This is a genomic window from Sphingomonas sp. BGYR3 (genome assembly GCF_025153455.1).
In the GTDB taxonomy this organism is placed as follows: Bacteria; Pseudomonadota; Alphaproteobacteria; order Sphingomonadales; family Sphingomonadaceae; genus Sphingomonas.
The window spans coordinates 1873510-1888020 of record NZ_JANZNT010000001.1 but is presented as its reverse complement, the minus strand read 5'-3'; the positions used below and the strand labels follow the sequence as shown (position 1 = coordinate 1888020).

At 66.4% G+C, this 14511-nt stretch carries 18 protein-coding genes; 1 reads left to right on the top strand and 17 read right to left on the bottom strand.

Translation table 11 applies throughout. The features are described 5' to 3' along the window. Positions 1-71: 71 nt before the first annotated feature. The 16 genes from pal to NYR55_RS08860 all read right to left on the bottom strand — a co-directional run bounded on the left by pal (position 72) and on the right by NYR55_RS08860 (position 12265). On the bottom strand, positions 72-581 hold the full coding sequence (gene pal, locus NYR55_RS08935) for a peptidoglycan-associated lipoprotein Pal (RefSeq protein WP_260020904.1): 510 nt from the start codon (positions 579-581) through the stop codon (positions 72-74). A 69-nt stretch (positions 582-650) separates the two neighbouring features. Continuing rightward, complete coding sequence (gene tolB, locus NYR55_RS08930) at positions 651-1991, bottom strand: Tol-Pal system beta propeller repeat protein TolB (protein WP_260020903.1); 1341 nt, start codon at positions 1989-1991, stop codon at positions 651-653. A 71-nt stretch (positions 1992-2062) separates the two neighbouring features. After that, the gene (locus NYR55_RS08925) at positions 2063-2938 is read right to left on the bottom strand and encodes a cell envelope biogenesis protein TolA (protein ID WP_260020902.1); all 876 of its coding nucleotides are present in this window, start codon (positions 2936-2938) and stop codon (positions 2063-2065) included. A 6-nt stretch (positions 2939-2944) separates the two neighbouring features. Beyond that, positions 2945-3382 (bottom strand): protein TolR, encoded by a 438-nt coding sequence (gene tolR / locus NYR55_RS08920; protein WP_260020901.1) that lies wholly within the window; start codon positions 3380-3382, stop codon positions 2945-2947. Between the two features lie 6 nt (positions 3383-3388). Continuing rightward, the gene (gene tolQ / locus NYR55_RS08915) at positions 3389-4075 is read right to left on the bottom strand and encodes a protein TolQ (RefSeq protein ID WP_260020900.1); all 687 of its coding nucleotides are present in this window, start codon (positions 4073-4075) and stop codon (positions 3389-3391) included. Next, positions 4066-4542 carry a tol-pal system-associated acyl-CoA thioesterase gene (gene ybgC / locus NYR55_RS08910; RefSeq protein ID WP_260020899.1) on the bottom strand — a complete coding sequence of 159 codons (477 nt, stop codon included), beginning with the start codon at positions 4540-4542 and terminating at the stop codon, positions 4066-4068. Before ybgC ends, tolQ begins: the two co-directional genes overlap by 10 nt. An 80-nt stretch (positions 4543-4622) precedes the next feature. Continuing rightward, positions 4623-5645: a Holliday junction branch migration DNA helicase RuvB gene (gene ruvB / locus NYR55_RS08905; protein ID WP_260020898.1), complete on the bottom strand. Its 1023-nt coding sequence runs from the start codon at positions 5643-5645 to the stop codon at positions 4623-4625. A 50-nt stretch (positions 5646-5695) separates the two neighbouring features. Next, entirely contained in the window at positions 5696-6937 is a 1242-nt protein-coding gene (locus NYR55_RS08900; protein WP_260020897.1) for an endo-1,4-beta-xylanase, read from the bottom strand. A gap of 127 nt (positions 6938-7064) precedes the next feature. After that, positions 7065-7667 (bottom strand): Holliday junction branch migration protein RuvA, encoded by a 603-nt coding sequence (ruvA, locus tag NYR55_RS08895; protein WP_260020896.1) that lies wholly within the window; start codon positions 7665-7667, stop codon positions 7065-7067. 164 nt (positions 7668-7831) lie between these two features. After that, positions 7832-8326, bottom strand: coding sequence for a crossover junction endodeoxyribonuclease RuvC (ruvC, locus tag NYR55_RS08890; protein ID WP_260020895.1), 495 nt, complete (start codon positions 8324-8326; stop codon positions 7832-7834). Continuing rightward, complete coding sequence (locus NYR55_RS08885; RefSeq protein WP_260020894.1) at positions 8320-8793, bottom strand: endonuclease domain-containing protein; 474 nt, start codon at positions 8791-8793, stop codon at positions 8320-8322. Before NYR55_RS08885 ends, ruvC begins: the two co-directional genes overlap by 7 nt. Before the next feature lie 56 nt (positions 8794-8849). After that, positions 8850-9593, bottom strand: a complete 744-nt coding sequence (locus NYR55_RS08880; RefSeq protein WP_260020893.1) for a YebC/PmpR family DNA-binding transcriptional regulator — start codon at positions 9591-9593, stop codon at positions 8850-8852. A 243-nt stretch (positions 9594-9836) separates the two neighbouring features. Then, the gene (locus tag NYR55_RS08875; protein ID WP_260020892.1) at positions 9837-10157 is read right to left on the bottom strand and encodes a heavy metal-binding domain-containing protein; all 321 of its coding nucleotides are present in this window, start codon (positions 10155-10157) and stop codon (positions 9837-9839) included. Between the two features lie 30 nt (positions 10158-10187). After that, on the bottom strand, positions 10188-10427 hold the full coding sequence (locus NYR55_RS08870) for a DUF2312 domain-containing protein (RefSeq protein ID WP_260020890.1): 240 nt from the start codon (positions 10425-10427) through the stop codon (positions 10188-10190). Positions 10428-10513: 86 nt separating this feature from the next. Beyond that, positions 10514-11812, bottom strand: coding sequence for an amidohydrolase family protein (locus NYR55_RS08865; RefSeq protein WP_260020889.1), 1299 nt, complete (start codon positions 11810-11812; stop codon positions 10514-10516). 60 nt (positions 11813-11872) lie between these two features. Continuing rightward, positions 11873-12265 carry a DUF1244 domain-containing protein gene (locus NYR55_RS08860; protein ID WP_260020887.1) on the bottom strand — a complete coding sequence of 131 codons (393 nt, stop codon included), beginning with the start codon at positions 12263-12265 and terminating at the stop codon, positions 11873-11875. A 75-nt stretch (positions 12266-12340) separates the two neighbouring features. Between NYR55_RS08860 and pyk the strand changes: the two genes are divergently transcribed. Continuing rightward, positions 12341-13801: a pyruvate kinase gene (gene pyk, locus NYR55_RS08855; protein WP_260020885.1), complete on the top strand. Its 1461-nt coding sequence runs from the start codon at positions 12341-12343 to the stop codon at positions 13799-13801. A gap of 90 nt (positions 13802-13891) precedes the next feature. On the opposite strand, the gene NYR55_RS08850 is transcribed toward pyk, so the two are convergent. Then, a complete protein-coding gene (locus NYR55_RS08850) occupies positions 13892-14506 on the bottom strand; it encodes an HAD family phosphatase (RefSeq protein WP_260020883.1) in 615 nt (204 codons plus the stop codon). Positions 14507-14511 lie beyond the last annotated feature (5 nt).

Sequence of the window (14511 nt, the reverse complement as noted above, 5' to 3'; positions counted from 1 at the left end):
TCGGAACCGCAACGAAAAGGGGGCGTCCCGATCCCGGAACGCCCCCCAGATCCTGCAATTGGACCGCCGCGTTATTGCAGCGTGATCGTCACCGCGCGGCGGTTCTGCGCCCAGCTGGTGTCGTCCGACCCCAGTGCCAGGGGCCGTTCCTTGCCATAGCTGATCGTCGTGATGCGCGAGGGCGCGATGCCGCGCGCCGCCAGGTAATTGGCGGCTGCATTGGCGCGGCGGTCCCCCAGTGCCAGATTGTATTCGCGCGTGCCGCGTTCGTCGCAATGCCCCTCGATGGTGATGCGGACATTGGGATAGCGCTGCAGCCACTGGGCCTGGCTGTCCAGGATCTGGGCCGCACGCGAATCGATCTGATAACGGTCCAGATCGAAATTGACCGTGTCGGATGCCACGCTGGCCATGAAATCCTCACGCGATCCGGGGACGGGACCGGTCGAGGGCGTGGGCGTCACGGCGCCTGCGCCGGTATCGCCGGGGCCAGGCGGCAGCACTTCGGGGCGCTTCTTGGCGCAACCGGCGGTCGCGATCAGCGCCGCGGATACCAGGATCGTGGCGGTCAGACGGGCCATATCGTTCTCCTTTGTTCGCAGATTGGTTTGATCGTGTAACGGATGAAGCGGACGAATTGATCCCGGCGATCAGGGGCGCAGCGCCCCCCAATCGGGGTCGGATCCGTCCAGCGGCGTCGGCACGCGGCGTTCATTGACTCCGGTCAGGTCGACGATCCACACATCGCCCCGGCCCGACCCCTGGGCCGATCGGAAATAGGTGAGGACGCGGCCATTGGGTGCCCAGTTCGGCCCTTCATCGCCCCATGCCTCGGTCAACAGCTTTTCGCCGCCACCGGACGGGGACATGACGCCGATGCGGAATGCGCCGCCGCCGATCTTGGTGAACGCGATCTGGTCGCCGCGCGGGCTCCATGCCGGGGTGGCATAGCGGCCGCCGCCAAAGCTGATGCGCTGCTGGTTCGATCCGTCGGCATTCATGACATAAAGCTGCTGCGTGCCCGACCGGTCACTTTCGAAAACGATGCGGTTGCCGTCGGGCGAATAGCTGCCGCCGGTGTCGATGCCGGGTGCCGTGGTCAGCTGTTCCGGCCGGCCGCCCTGGGTAGACACGCGGTACAGGTCGGTGTTGCCGTTGACCGCCATCGAAAACAGCACCCAGCGCGCATCGGGCGAAAAGCGCGGCGCAAAGGCCAGGCTGACATTGCTGACCAGCGCCCGCTGACGCCCGTTCTCCAGATCGTAGACATACAGCGTCGGTTTATCGTTCAGATAGCTCATGTACACGATCTGCCGGTTGTCCCGCGACAGGCGCGGGGTCAGCACGATCGACTGGCCATTGGTCAGAAACCGGTGATTTTCCCCGTCCTGATCCATAATCGCCAACCGCTTGATCCGCTTCCCCTTGGGGCCGGTTTCGCTGATGTAGACGATGCGGCTGTCGAAATACGGGCCTTCGCCGGTCAGCCGGGTGTAAATGGCGTCGGAGCATTTATGCGCCGCGCGCCGCCAGTCGGCGGGCGTCACGACAAAGCCCTGCCGCGTCAGTTCGGTGCGGGCGAACACGTCATACAGGTAGCAGCCGACCGTCAGCGTGCCGTTGCCATTGGCGCGGACATATCCCTGAACCAGCGTCTGTGCGCCGGTGCCGCCCCAATAGGCGAAATCGGGCGCCGTCACCTGCGCAAAGTCGGGGGCGCGCAGCTGGCCGGGGCCAAGCGGCTTGAACAGGCCGGAATTGGTGAGGTTGGTGGTGATGATCTGCGCCACCTTGCGCCCCAGCTCGTCCGTCGATCCGGCCGGCGTCGCGGCGACCTGAGGCGTCGGCATGGCGGGGACGGCGATGGGGGCCGGCGCCGAAATGCCGCCGACGATATCCACCTCGACCTGCGCCAGCGCGGGCGCGGCGCCAAGGCCGAGCATCATCGCTGCGGCAGCAGCGCGGATCAGCGGGTTCAGCCAGTTACTCATCACATCTCCTCGTCCGGCACGGGCCGGCGGCATGGCATTGAAACGGTCAATCAAGGCGGAAGGAAGGCGCATCACGGCAGCCGGTAATTGATGATGATATCCTCCCAACCCCCGGCATACAGATCGGCGGGCAGTTCATAGGGCGCGCACTGGATGAACGCGGCAATCGCCAGTTCGGCGACACGCTGGGAATAGCGGCGGTTTTCGTCGGTCACGCCGGTCTGCCCGCGCAGCTGCGGCCGGGCGGCCATGGTGCCGTCGGGCGACAGCTGAAGCCGGATGCGCGAGCGGATTTCGTTGGCGCCCGGCCCGGGATTAGGAATGCGGTTGGCACAAGGCTGCACCTGACGCTGGATCGCCTGGGCCAGATTGGCCACGGCCTGCGCGCCGACCTGTTCGCCGCGCGGGGTCGCCCCCTTGCCAGGGCTTTCATTGGCGACGATGCCCTTCAGGAAATTGTCGCCCAGCCGGCCGCCGGTGGGCCGGGCCTGATTGCTGCTCTTGGCCGTTCCCGCCTGCTTGCTTGCCGCCTGGGCGGATTTCGGCGCGGGCCGGGCGGGCGTTTCGGGGCGGGGCGATCGATCCGCCTTGGCCGCAGGCGGTTTTGGCTGCGCCTTTGGCGGCACCGGCTTTGGCACGGGCTTAGGCGCTGGCGCTTCCGTCTTTGCAACGGGCGCGGGGGCGGGCGTTTCCGGCACCGGCTCGGGTGCGGCGGCGTCTTCCGGCGGGCCGAAATCGGGGGCGACAGCGGTGGCCGGCGCCTCGGTCGTCGGCGGCGCCTGAGAAATCAGGGCCACATCGTCGACGAGCGACACGTCCATCGGCGCGCTGACCCGTTCATTGGTGGCTGGCCGGGACAGGAACACCGACAACAGGGCGAACAGCGTCAGATGCGCCAGCACTGCGACGCCAAAGCCGATCCATTCGCTGCGGTCCGCCCGGGCCATGCCGCGTCAGCGCCCCTCGCCCTGCGTGGTGACCAACGCCACGCGGGTCAGACCCACGCGGTTCAGCTCGCCCATCACCGCCATCACCCGGCCGTAATCGAGGCTGCGGTCGGCGCGCAGCAGGATCTGCGGCGGACGGCCATCGACGGCGCGCGCGGCAATCGCCTGAAGCTGGCCGGGCAGCGCATCGGTCGACACCGCCTGTTCCCCGACGAACACCGCACCGGTTTCGTCGATGGAAATCGCAACGGGTTCCTGATCCTGATCCACCGCCTTGGCCCGGCTGTCGGGCAGGTTCACCGACACCCCGGCGGTCAGCAGCGGCGCGGTGACCATGAAGATGATGAGCAGGACCAGCATGACGTCGACCAGCGGCGTCACGTTGATTTCCGCCATCGGCGCGCGGCGGCCCTTGGCACGGGCAGAGGGCAGGTTCATCGCCATCGCCGCTTATCCTTCCAGCTGGCGCGACAGCTGAAGATGAAAGCGGTCGGCAAAGCGCATCAGCCGGGATTCGACGCCGTTGATGCGGTGGCCAAAGCGGTTGTAGGCGATCACCGCCGGAATGGCCGCAAACAGGCCGATCGCGGTCGCGAACAGCGCCTCTGCAATGCCCGGCGCGACGACGGCGAGGGCGGTATTCTGTTCAGCCGCAATCGCGGTAAAGCTGCGCATGATGCCCCAGACGGTGCCGAACAGGCCGACAAAGGGGGCGACCGATCCGATCGTCGCCAGCCAGTTGAGGCGATCCGACAGCTTTTCCACCTCCAGGGCCACACGGCCCGCCATTGCGGTGGCCAGGCGTTCGCGCGTCCCTTCGCGGTCGATGCGGTGACCGGCCGTCGACTTTCGCCATTCATCGACACCAGCGGCAAAGACGCGCTCGATCGCGGTGTCGCCATCGGCGCGCTGACGATAGAGCAGGTCGATATCCTGTGCCCGGTCGAAATCCCGTTCGAACCGGGCGATGGACCGGTGGACCCCGCCCAGCCGCAGGACGAACGCAATGATGATCGACCAGGTCCACAGGCTGGCAGCCGCCAAGCCGATCATCACAATCTTGACGACAATATCCGCCTGCAGAAACAGCGCCAGCGGCGATAGCGACGCGGGATCGGTGGCGAGATTCAATTCCATGATGTTTCCTGTTTCCCCTGCCAGATCAGCGGCGCGAACCGGACCAGCCAGTCCGCCGGCTGACGCCGTGGCCGACCGGCGGGCGTGACGAACACCGCCTCGACCGTTGCATCGACCAGTAAGTCAGTGCCGCGCATGACCCGTTGATGAATGGTGACCGCCGCGGCGCGGACCGCGATCACGCGGCTGACGATCAGCAGCGCATCGTCGAGCCGTGCCGGTGCGACATAGCGCAGCGTGACGTCGCGAATGGCATAGACGCCCTCGCCCGCTTCATGCGCCGCGCGCTGATCGATCCCAGCGGTGCGCAGCATATCCGATCGTGCCCGTTCCATGAACCGCAGATAGTTGGCGTGATAGACGATGCCGGACAGGTCCGTATCCTCGAAATAGACGCGCAGCGGGAACCGGTGTTCCAGCCCGTCAAAGCGGCCTTGTGCCGGTAGATCGTCGCCAGGTCCGTCCATGCCGCACCGCTGCTACCCATGAACGCGCGCGGGGGAAACCCCATAAGCAGCGATCCGCCGCGCTTTCGGGCGGTCTGACGTCAGTCGAACAAGCCGTCCTGGCTGCCCTGCGGCGGTTCTAGGCCCAGATGCCGCCACGCTGCCCCGTTCAGGCAACGGCCCCGTGCGGTGCGGGCGATCATGCCGATCTGGATCAGATAGGGCTCGATCACCTCTTCCACCGTGTCGCGCGGTTCGGACAGGCCCGCGGCCAGCGTTTCCACCCCCACCGGCCCGCCGCGATAGACATCGGCGATCATGGTCAGATAGCGCCGGTCCATCGCGTCCAGGCCCAGGGCGTCGACCTCCAGCCGGTTGAGTGCCGCATCGGCTACAGCCGCATCAACAATAGCCGCGCCCGCGACATTGGCAAAATCGCGCACCCGCCGCAGCAGCCGCCCGGCGATGCGCGGCGTGCCCCGCGAGCGGCGCGCAACCTCGCGCGCGCCATCGGGGGCGATGGCCAGATCGAGCAACCCGGCGGCGCGGGTGACGACCCGTTCCAGTTCGTCCACCGTATAGAATTGCAGGCGCACCGGGATGCCGAACCGGTCGCGCAGCGGCGTCGTCAGCAATCCCTGCCGCGTCGTTGCGCCAACCAGGGTAAAGCGCGGCAGGTCGATGCGCACCGAGCGGGCCGACGGCCCCTCCCCGATCATCAGGTCGAGCGCGCGGTCCTCCATCGCGGGATAGAGCACCTCCTCCACCGCCGGATTCAGCCGGTGAATCTCGTCGATGAACAGGACGTCGCCATCCTCCAGATTGGTCAGCAGCGCGGCAAGATCGCCCGACTTGGCGATGACCGGGCCGGAGGTCGCGCGAAAGCCGACGCCCAGTTCGCGGGCGATGATCTGCGCCAGCGTGGTCTTGCCAAGGCCCGGCGGGCCAAAGAACAACACATGATCCAGGGCATCACCGCGCCCGCGCGCGGCATCGATGAACACGCGCAGATTTTCGCGCGCCGCCCGCTGGCCGACAAATTCGTCCAGCGATTTCGGCCGCAGCGCGGCGTCCACATCCTCCGGGCGGCGGGCGGCAGTCAGGATGCGGTCGGGATCGGTCACCGCCGTTCCTTATCCGTTCGCATCCGCGAAGCCAAGCGCCCCGCTGTGCCTCAGGTGGCGGTGCGGGTCGTCGTCGCGCTGAAGGCGTTGGCAATGGCGCTGTAAAGCGGTTTCGGCTGCGCGTTGGCGTCATAGGGACAGGGCCGGACCGGCAGGCCGTCGGTTCGCGGATTGAAGCTTTGCAGCCAGCTATATTTGTCGTTCATGCCCCAGACGAGCACGTCCTTGAGCTGCGGATAGCTGAACAGCAGGTCGAGCCACGCGCGGCCATAGGTCGCGACATCGGCGTCGCGCTGGGCGATGCTGCCCGACCGGTTCTGATCGCTGACATCAAACTCCGTGATGATCAGCTTGTAGCCGAGCGCAACCACCTGATCGAGCCAGGCGCGCATCTGCGGGATCTGGGCATTGGCGATGTCCTGCGCAGTGCCGGAGGAATAAAAGCCGATATGCGACTGGATGCCGAGGGTATCGATCGGCACGTTGCGATCGCGAAAGCCGCGCAGCAGGTTGAGCACGCCATTGCGGTGCGTGGTCGAGCCCCAGTCCATATAGTCGTTATAGACCAGCTCTGCCGTCGGCAGTTCCGCCCGCGCCGTGCGAAAGGCAAGGTCGAGGATCGAATTGTCGCCGCCCACCGCGTTGTGCAGGATGTTGGTGCGGACGGCACCGGTATTCGGCTGAACAGCCTCGTTCACCACATCCCAGCTCTTGATCCGGTTGCCGAAATGCCGGGCGACATTCTGAACATGGGTGCGCACCAGCCGTTCGGCAGTGGCGCGGGGATTGGTGCCCATATCGTAATTGCGCAGCCAAGCAGGAAAGCGTTCCTGAATGTACCAGAGCATCACATGGCCACGCATTTCCATGCCCTTGCTTTCGGCATAGGCAAGCATTTCGTCGGCGCGGCGCCAGTCGTACACATTTTCGGCGCTGGACTGATATTCCCACTTCATCTCGTTTTCGGGGACCAGCAGCTTGCAATCCCGCTCCAGCAACGCGGCATAGGCAGGGTTGTTGAACGATGCGGCATCGGCCCCGGGCGCGGCCCAGGCCAGCGTCGATCCGAAGCGCATGCCGCGCGCGGCGGCAGCGGCGGCAAGGGTCGTGGTGGGCGTCGGTGTCGGCGCGGGGGGAGCGGGCGGGGGCGGAGGTGGAGCCGGGGTCGGGGCCGGCGGAGGCGCGGAAATGCTGCCACCGCCACCACTACTGCCGCTGCTGCCCCCGCCACAGGCAGTCAGGCCAAGCGCACCGGCAAGCGCGATCGTTTCCCGTCGAGTATAGGGCTTCATCATCCATCTCCCACCCGGCCGCGGGTGCGGCCCACAGCATCGCCGGATTGATCATCCGGTCTGATGGGATCGATGGTATCGCTATCAATCCAGCAGGCAAGCAAAATATGATATCGCTACCATCGGCTTATCGTGCCGCGCGCTTCAACGCTTCCCGCACCAGGGCGTCCAGCGTCGCGGCGGGGCCGATCCCGTCCTCTGCCGCGCGGACGGCGGCGCTGGCCTCTGCCGGGCGGAAGCCGAGGTTGAGCAGCGCGGAGACGGCATCCGCGCCATGCCCGGCCACGGGCGCAGCGCCGATGGCGGCCGGCCCGGCGGCAAGCGGCGCGCCCCCGGCCCGGTCCTTCAACTCGCGCACGATGCGCTCAGCCAGTTTCGGGCCGACACCGTTCGCCCGCGCCACCATCGCCTTGTCCTGACCCGCAATGGCGCGGTGCAGATCGGCGGGCGGCAGGATGGAGAGAATCGCCAGTGCAACCTTTGCCCCCACCCCCTGCACCCCGGTCAGCAGGCGGAACCAATCGCGTTCATCCGCCGTGGCAAAGCCGACCAGCCGGATAAAATCCTCTCCCACCAGCATTTCAGTGTGCAGTTTGACCGTGCCGCCAACCGGGCCGATCGCCTCCAGCGTGCGCGACGATGCCCCGACCAGATAGCCGACGCCGTTTACGTCGATCACCGCATGGTCGGCGGCAGTGGCGACCAGCTCCCCCTTCAGATGCGCGATCATTGCAGGACGTCCATGGTCAACCGGCTGACAGTTTTGACACAATGACAGGGTTTCAGAACGGGCCCCTGCAGAAAATCGGGCTTCAACGTGCAGCGAGCAGGAGAGACAGGCCGGGTCATACCGCCAGCTAACAGCAGCAGGGGCGGGTAGGAAAGGGGCGGCCGTTATGCCCGGCCGCTAACCGCCCGCGCGCTGGCGGCGTGATGGGCGTGGCAGATGGCAACGGCCAGCGCATCGGCCGCGTCCGTGCCCGCAATCTTCACGCCCGGCAGCAGGCGGGCGACCATGGCATGAACCTGCGCCTTTTCGGCATTGCCGATGCCGACCACCGCCTTCTTCACCAGCCGGGCGGCATATTCGCCGACATCGATGCCCGACCGGGCAGCAGCGCACAGGACCACGCCGCGCGCCTGCCCCAGTTTCAGCGTGGATTGCGGGTTGGCGTTGACGAACACCTCCTCCACCGCCGCCGCATCGGGCGCATGGTCCACGATCAGCGCAGCAAGCATGGCGTCCAGATGGGCCAGGCGTCGGGGCAGCGGCGCGCCGGCGTCGGTCTTGAGCTGCCCGTTGGCAAGGTGCGACAGGCGATTGCCCTCTGCCCGGATCAGCCCCCAGCCGGTCGTGCCAAGGCCCGGATCGAGGCCGAGGATCAGCATGAGGGATTGCCGCTGGCCCGGTCGCCTGGTTCCCCCACCCCAACCCCTCCCCTGAAGGGGAGGGGCTTTGCTTGCGGCACTGTTGGCCCCTCCCCTTCAGGGGAGGAGTCGGGGTGGGGATGACCCGGCCAGCGATCGGGCGTCCGGGCGAGGGTGGTGACGATGGTCTGGAGCACGCCTTCGATATTGTCGCGCACATCGGCGTTCGTGAAGCGCATCGTTCGATAGCCCTGCCCGGCAAGCATTTGGTCGCGGCGCGCATCAGCGGCGGGATCGTGGGTATCGCCGTCGATCTCGACGATCAGCGCCTTTGCCGGACAGAAGAAGTCGCAGATGAAGGGGGCGATGACAGCCTGGCGACGAAATTTGTGGCCGGTCTGGCTGTTCGACAGGCGACGCCACAGGCGTTTTTCCCATTCTGTCGGGTTGAGGCGCATTTCACGTGCGCGATTGCGAAGGTCGTGCACCGTGACCACTGCCCCACCCCAACCCCTCCCCTGAAGGGGAGGGGCTTTTTGCTGTCTTAACCCAGCTTCTCCATCACCTCGTCGGAGACTTCGTAATTGCCCCAGACGGTCTGGACGTCGTCATCGTCGTCGAGCGCGTCGATCAGCTTGAACAGCGTCGCGGCGTCGCCTTCGCTGACGGCGACCATGGTCTGCGGACGCCAGGCGAGCTTTGCCCCTTCATATTCGCCGAGCACGGGTTCAAGGGCCTTGGCCACTTCGTGCAGGCTGTCCTGCGCGGTCCAGATTTCGTGGCCTTCATCGCTGCTGGTCACATCTTCTGCGCCCGCTTCCAGTGCGGCCTCGAACACCGTGTCCGCATCGCCCGCGCTGGCGGGATAGGTGATGAGGCCCATCCGGTCGAACGCATGGCTGACCGAGCCGGCGGTGCCGAGGTTGCCGCCATTCTTGGAGACGGCCGTGCGCACATTGGTGGCGGTGCGGTTGCGGTTGTCGGACAATGCCTCGATGATCAGGGAGACGCCGCCGGGGCCGAAGCCTTCGTACCGGATTTCCTCGTAATTCTCGGTATCGCCCTTCGACGCCTTGTCGATCGCGCGCTGGATATTGTCCTTTGGCATGGACTGGGCCTTGGCCGCGTTGACCGCGGCGCGCAGGCGCGGGTTCATGTCGGGATCGGGCAGGCCCATCTTGGCCGCGACGGTGATTTCGCGGGAAAGCTTGGAAAACATGCCCGAGCGCTTCTTATCCTGAGCGCCCTTGCGGTGCATGATGTTCTTGAATTTCGAATGGCCTGCCATGGGTTCGTTTCTTGGTCTGTTGAACGGACGAGCGCCGGGGACGCCCTTTCCCCCTGCCCTAGAAGAAAGAACGATGGTTCGACAAGGTGGGGGTAAACGCGAAAGCAGTCCTCCCCCGCCAGGGGGAGGTGCCGCAATCAGCGGCGGAGGGGGCGGCATCCCCCTCCTCTATGGGGCCTCCTCCCCCTCCGTCAGCGCTTCGCGCCGCCACCTCCCCCTGGCGGGGGAGGATTTCGGACGTGTTCAGGCCAGCGTGACGGCGGTGCCGGAGACGGAAACCATCAGCATCGACCCCTTGTCGCCCACCACCTCGTAATCGATGTCGATGCCGACCACGGCGTTGGCGCCCAGTCGCGCCGCCTCTGCCTGCACTTCGGCGAATGCGCCGTCGCGGGCTTCGCGGAACACGCGTTCATAGCTGCCCGACCGGCCACCGACGATATCGCGGATATTGGCGAAGAGATCGCGGAACAGGTTGGCGCCGACGATCACTTCGCCAGCGACGACGCCGTGATATTCCCGGATTTCGCGGCCCTGAATGGTGGGGGTGGTCGAAAGGATCACGGCGTCTCTCCCTGTCGGTGGCGGCGGCCCTTAGACCAGGCCCAGCGCCTGCTTGTATGTTTCGAGCAGCATTTCCGCCTCTTCGCGGTGATGCTTTTCCATCTTCCTCAGCCGGACGATGGACCGCATCGTCTTGACGTCGAAGCCGGTGGCCTTTGCCTCGCCATACACGTCCTTGATGTCGTCGGCGATGCCCTTCTTTTCCTCTTCCAGCCGCTCGATTCGTTCGATGAGCAGGCGGAGCTGTTCGGCGGAGATGTTGTCGCTCATGGATGATTCCCGGTTGGGGTGAGAGGTTGGCCAGCGCGTTTAGGCAATGACGCCTGCCGCCTCAACCGGGATCGTCGGCGCTGCCCTCAATCCTTGTGGACAACCCCGTCGGCCATCACGAAAGCGACGGTTTCAAGGCGTTTGACGTCAGCCAGCGGATCGCCGTCGACCGCGATCAGATCCGCCTGCTTGCCCGGCGCGATGGTGCCGATCACGGCCGACTGGCCCAGCACTTCGGCGGCGCTGACCGTGGCGGCGCGAATCGCCTGGGCCGGGGTCATCCCCGCCTCGACCATCAGGGCGAATTCCTGTGCATTGTCGCCATGCGGCGAAACGCCGGTGTCGGTGCCGAACGCGACCTTGACGCCGGAGGCGATGGCCCGGCGATGGCTTTCGATGGCGGCGGCGGCGGCCTCCTCTGCCTTGGGGATCGTCGCGGGGGGCAGCTGGCCGCCCCGCGCCTGCGCCAGCGCGGCACGCGGGGCCATCATGGTGGGGACGAGCCAGGTGCCCTTTGCCTTCATCAGGCGGATCGTTTCGTCATCCAGGAACGTGCCATGATCGATGGTGTCCACGCCCGCCTCGACCGCCGCACGCGTTCCTTCGGCCGCATGGCTGTGTGCAGCGACGCGGCGGCCCAGGGCATGGGCGGTATCGATGATCGCGCGCATCTCCTCCGGCTGCATGGCGCGGCCCAGCCCGCCCGACACGTTGGACAGGACGCCGCCGGTTGCCGCGAACTTGATCACCTGTGCGCCAAGGCCAACCTGTTGCCGGACGGCGCGGCGGCAATCGTCGACCCCGTCGCAGACATTGACCTGCGTATCCTTGATCATATCGGCGATATCCTCCCGCACCCCGTTCGCGCCGTCGCCATGGCCGCCGGTGACCGAGATCATCGTACCGGCATTGACGATCGCCGGGCCGGCAATGTCGCCGCGCGCAATCCCGTCGCGCAGGGCGCGGATGCCGCGCGGATTGCCGCCAAGGTCGCGGACGGTGGTGAAACCGGCCGACAGCGTTTTCTTCGCATTGGCGGCGGCATAGATGAGGTCGTCGGAGACATCGCGGTTGATCGCCGTCGCCCGCGTCTGGATGGGATCGCCGCGAAAGCCCCAGAGATGGACGTGGAGGTCGATCAGGCCGGGCAGCACCGTCTTGTCGCGAAGGTCGATGACGCTGGCCCCCGAATCGGGCGCGACATGGCCATCGCGCAGTTCCGCCACCTTGCCATCGCGCACGATGATCGTGGTGGGGCCAAGCGGCGCCTTGCCCGGTTCGGCGATGACGCGGCCGGCATGGATGAAGGTGGCCGGCGAGGGTGCCCCTTGCGCAACGGCAGCGGCTGGGCCCAGCAGCAGGGCAGCGGCGATCAGACGGTTCATGGCAATCCCCTTGTTCCTTGTTGCCGCCAGCCTAACGCGGCCGGCGGGCAAGGAAAGGGATTAGCGCGACGGATCCTGAAGCGCGGTCGGATCGCTGGCCGGAAAGGTGTCGGCAAGCGCATCGTCCAGCGCGGCCTCAGCCTCCGGCACCGGGTTCTTCAGCATGGACAGGCGCATCCGTTCCAGCTGTTCCGGGGTGGCATCGCCCTGATGCCTTGCCTTCCATTCGGCGGCGGGCATTCCGTAGATGAGGTGCCGGGCGGCGTCCCGGTCCAGCGGCGTATTCGTATTCTCGGACGCCTCCTGAACCCAGTCGGCCAGGCAGTTGCGGCAAAAGCCGGCAAGGCCCATCAGCTCGATATTCTCGGCATCCGTGCGGTGGCGCAGATGGCGGACCAGCCGCCGGAATGCCGCCGCCGCAACCGCATCATCCAGATCGGCAAGCGTCGTCATTGTCATCCCTCCTGTTGATCCAGATCGAATATGAGTTAGAGCCACGGCAGCACAAGCCAAGGATTATCCAGTTCCATGACCATGGCCATCAGCCCCCGTTCGCGTAAGGTCCGCGTGTTGGCGACCCTGGGCCCGGCAAGCAGCACGCCGGAAATGATTGCCAGACTCTACGCAGCAGGCGCCGATGCGTTCCGCGTCAACATGAGTCACGGCGATCAGGCATCGAAGATCCCGTTGATCGAGGCGATCCGCAGCCTGGAAAAGCAGTTCGGCCGGCCGACTACGATCCTGGCCGACCTGCAGGGCCCGAAGCTGCGCGTCGGCAAGTTCACCGACGGTCGCGTCATCCTGGAAACCGGGCAGCGGTTCGTGCTGGACCGGTCGGCAGAGCCGGGCGATTCGACCCGGGTGGAATTGCCCCACCGCGAGATTTTCCAGGCGATCGAAACGGGTGCGCACCTGTTGTTGGATGACGGCAAGCTGCGGCTGCGCGTGCTGGAACATGACGAAACCCGCATCGTCACCGAAGTGCAGGTCGGCGGGCCGCTGTCCAATTCCAAGGGGCTGAACGTCCCCGACGTGGTGCTGCCGATGGCGGCGCTGACCGACAAGGACCGCAGCGATCTGGCCTTTGCCGTCGAACAGGGTGTCGACTGGATCGCGCTCAGCTTTGTCCAGCGGCCGGACGATCTGGCCGAGGCGCGCCGGCTGATCCAGGGGCGCGCCGCGCTGCTGGCCAAGATCGAAAAGCCGAGCGCGGTGGCGCGGCTGGACGAGATTGTGGAACAGTGCGACGGCGTGATGGTGGCCCGCGGCGACCTGGGCGTCGAGCTGCCACCCGAAACCGTGCCGCCGATGCAGAAGCGGATCGTGGAGACCGCCCGGCGCATGGGCCGCCCGGTCATCGTGGCGACGCAGATGCTGGAATCGATGATCACCGCGCCGACGCCGACCCGCGCCGAAGTGTCGGACGTCGCCACCGCCGTTTACGACGGGGCGGACGCGATCATGCTGTCGGCGGAAAGCGCCGCCGGTGCCTGGCCCGTCGAATCGGTGGCGATGATGGATGCCATCGCCCAGGCGGTCGAGCGCGACCCGGCGCATGGCGACCGCGTGCATTTCACCGTCACCACCCCCGATCCCACCACCGCCGACGCGCTGGCCGAGGCGGCGAAGAACATCGCCCAGACGACCAGTGCAAAGGCGATCATCTGTTTCACCATTTCCGGTTCGACCGCACGGCGCATGGCGCGCGAGCGGCCGTCCGTCCCGGTCATGGTGCTGACCCCGAAACAGGAAACCGCCCGGCGGCTGGGCCTGTTGTGGGGCGTGCACGCCGTGCAGACCAAGGATGTCGCCAGTTTCGAGGAAATGGTGGCCAAGGCAAAGCGCATGGCGCTGCGCCACGGCATTGCCCAGGCGGGCGACCGCGTCGTCGTATGCGCGGGCGTGCCGTTCGGAACGCCGGGGTCGACCAACCTGGTCCATGTCGTGCGCATCACCGGCGACGAGCTGAAGGGATATCACGGCGCCTGAACGCGGCATCGGGGGATGATCGGCCGGCAAGTCCCGCGGTGAGCGGGCTCAGGCGATGATCCCCCCCGCTGCCCCCGCGGGCGGTGGACGTCAGGCGAGCAGGCCGACCTGAACCAGATGCGCGCGGAAGGCGGGCGCAGTGGTGAACAGCACCGAATCGATGCCCATCGCGCTGGAGGCTGCGATGTTGGCCGGGTTGTCGTCCACGAACACCGCCTGCTGCGGCGTCAGGCCGAACCGGTCGAGCGCGAGGCGGTAGATCGCCGGATCGGGTTTGACCAACCGTTCCTCGCCCGACACCACGATGTCGCGGAACCGGTCGAAAATCTCTGCCTGGGTATCGCGGAACGGCGGGAAAAACTCGGCGGAGAAATTGGTGATCGCGAACAGCGGCACGCCGGCTGCGTCCAGTTCGCGCACGATATCCAGCATTCCGTCGACCGGGCCGGACAGGCTTTCGTTGAAGCGCGGCCCCCAGGCGGCGATCAGATCGGCGTGCTGCGGAAAGCGTTCGGTCAGTTCGACCGCGGTTTCGGCAAAGCTGCGCCCGGCGTCATGCTGAAAATGCCATTCTTCATTCACGACATCGCGCACAAACGCCTCGAGCGCCTGATCATCGTCGATCAGGCGCCGGTAGAGGTTACGCGGGTGCCAATGGTACAGCACGTTGCCGACATCGAAAATGACGGCAGACGCGTGTGCCATGACCG

Bases quoted from the DNA above. Each gene is read 5' to 3' on its own strand.
- pal (WP_260020904.1), bottom strand. From the start codon at position 581: ATGGCCCGTCTGACCGCCACGATCCTGGTATCCGCGGCGCTGATCGCG.
- tolB (WP_260020903.1), bottom strand. From the start codon at position 1,991: ATGAGTAACTGGCTGAACCCGCTGATCCGCGCTGCTGCCGCAGCGATG.
- NYR55_RS08925 (WP_260020902.1), bottom strand. From the start codon at position 2,938: ATGGCCCGGGCGGACCGCAGCGAATGGATCGGCTTTGGCGTCGCAGTG.
- tolR (WP_260020901.1), bottom strand. From the start codon at position 3,382: ATGGCGATGAACCTGCCCTCTGCCCGTGCCAAGGGCCGCCGCGCGCCG.
- tolQ (WP_260020900.1), bottom strand. From the start codon at position 4,075: ATGGAATTGAATCTCGCCACCGATCCCGCGTCGCTATCGCCGCTGGCG.
- ybgC (WP_260020899.1), bottom strand. From the start codon at position 4,542: ATGGACGGACCTGGCGACGATCTACCGGCACAAGGCCGCTTTGACGGG.
- NYR55_RS08900 (WP_260020897.1), bottom strand. From the start codon at position 6,937: ATGAAGCCCTATACTCGACGGGAAACGATCGCGCTTGCCGGTGCGCTT.
- ruvA (WP_260020896.1), bottom strand. From the start codon at position 7,667: ATGATCGCGCATCTGAAGGGGGAGCTGGTCGCCACTGCCGCCGACCAT.
- ruvC (WP_260020895.1), bottom strand. From the start codon at position 8,326: ATGCTGATCCTCGGCCTCGATCCGGGCCTTGGCACGACCGGCTGGGGG.
- NYR55_RS08880 (WP_260020893.1), bottom strand. From the start codon at position 9,593: ATGGCAGGCCATTCGAAATTCAAGAACATCATGCACCGCAAGGGCGCT.
- NYR55_RS08870 (WP_260020890.1), bottom strand. From the start codon at position 10,427: ATGAGCGACAACATCTCCGCCGAACAGCTCCGCCTGCTCATCGAACGA.
- NYR55_RS08865 (WP_260020889.1), bottom strand. From the start codon at position 11,812: ATGAACCGTCTGATCGCCGCTGCCCTGCTGCTGGGCCCAGCCGCTGCC.
- NYR55_RS08860 (WP_260020887.1), bottom strand. From the start codon at position 12,265: ATGACGACGCTTGCCGATCTGGATGATGCGGTTGCGGCGGCGGCATTC.
- pyk (WP_260020885.1), top strand. From the start codon at position 12,341: ATGACCATGGCCATCAGCCCCCGTTCGCGTAAGGTCCGCGTGTTGGCG.
- NYR55_RS08850 (WP_260020883.1), bottom strand. From the start codon at position 14,506: ATGGCACACGCGTCTGCCGTCATTTTCGATGTCGGCAACGTGCTGTAC.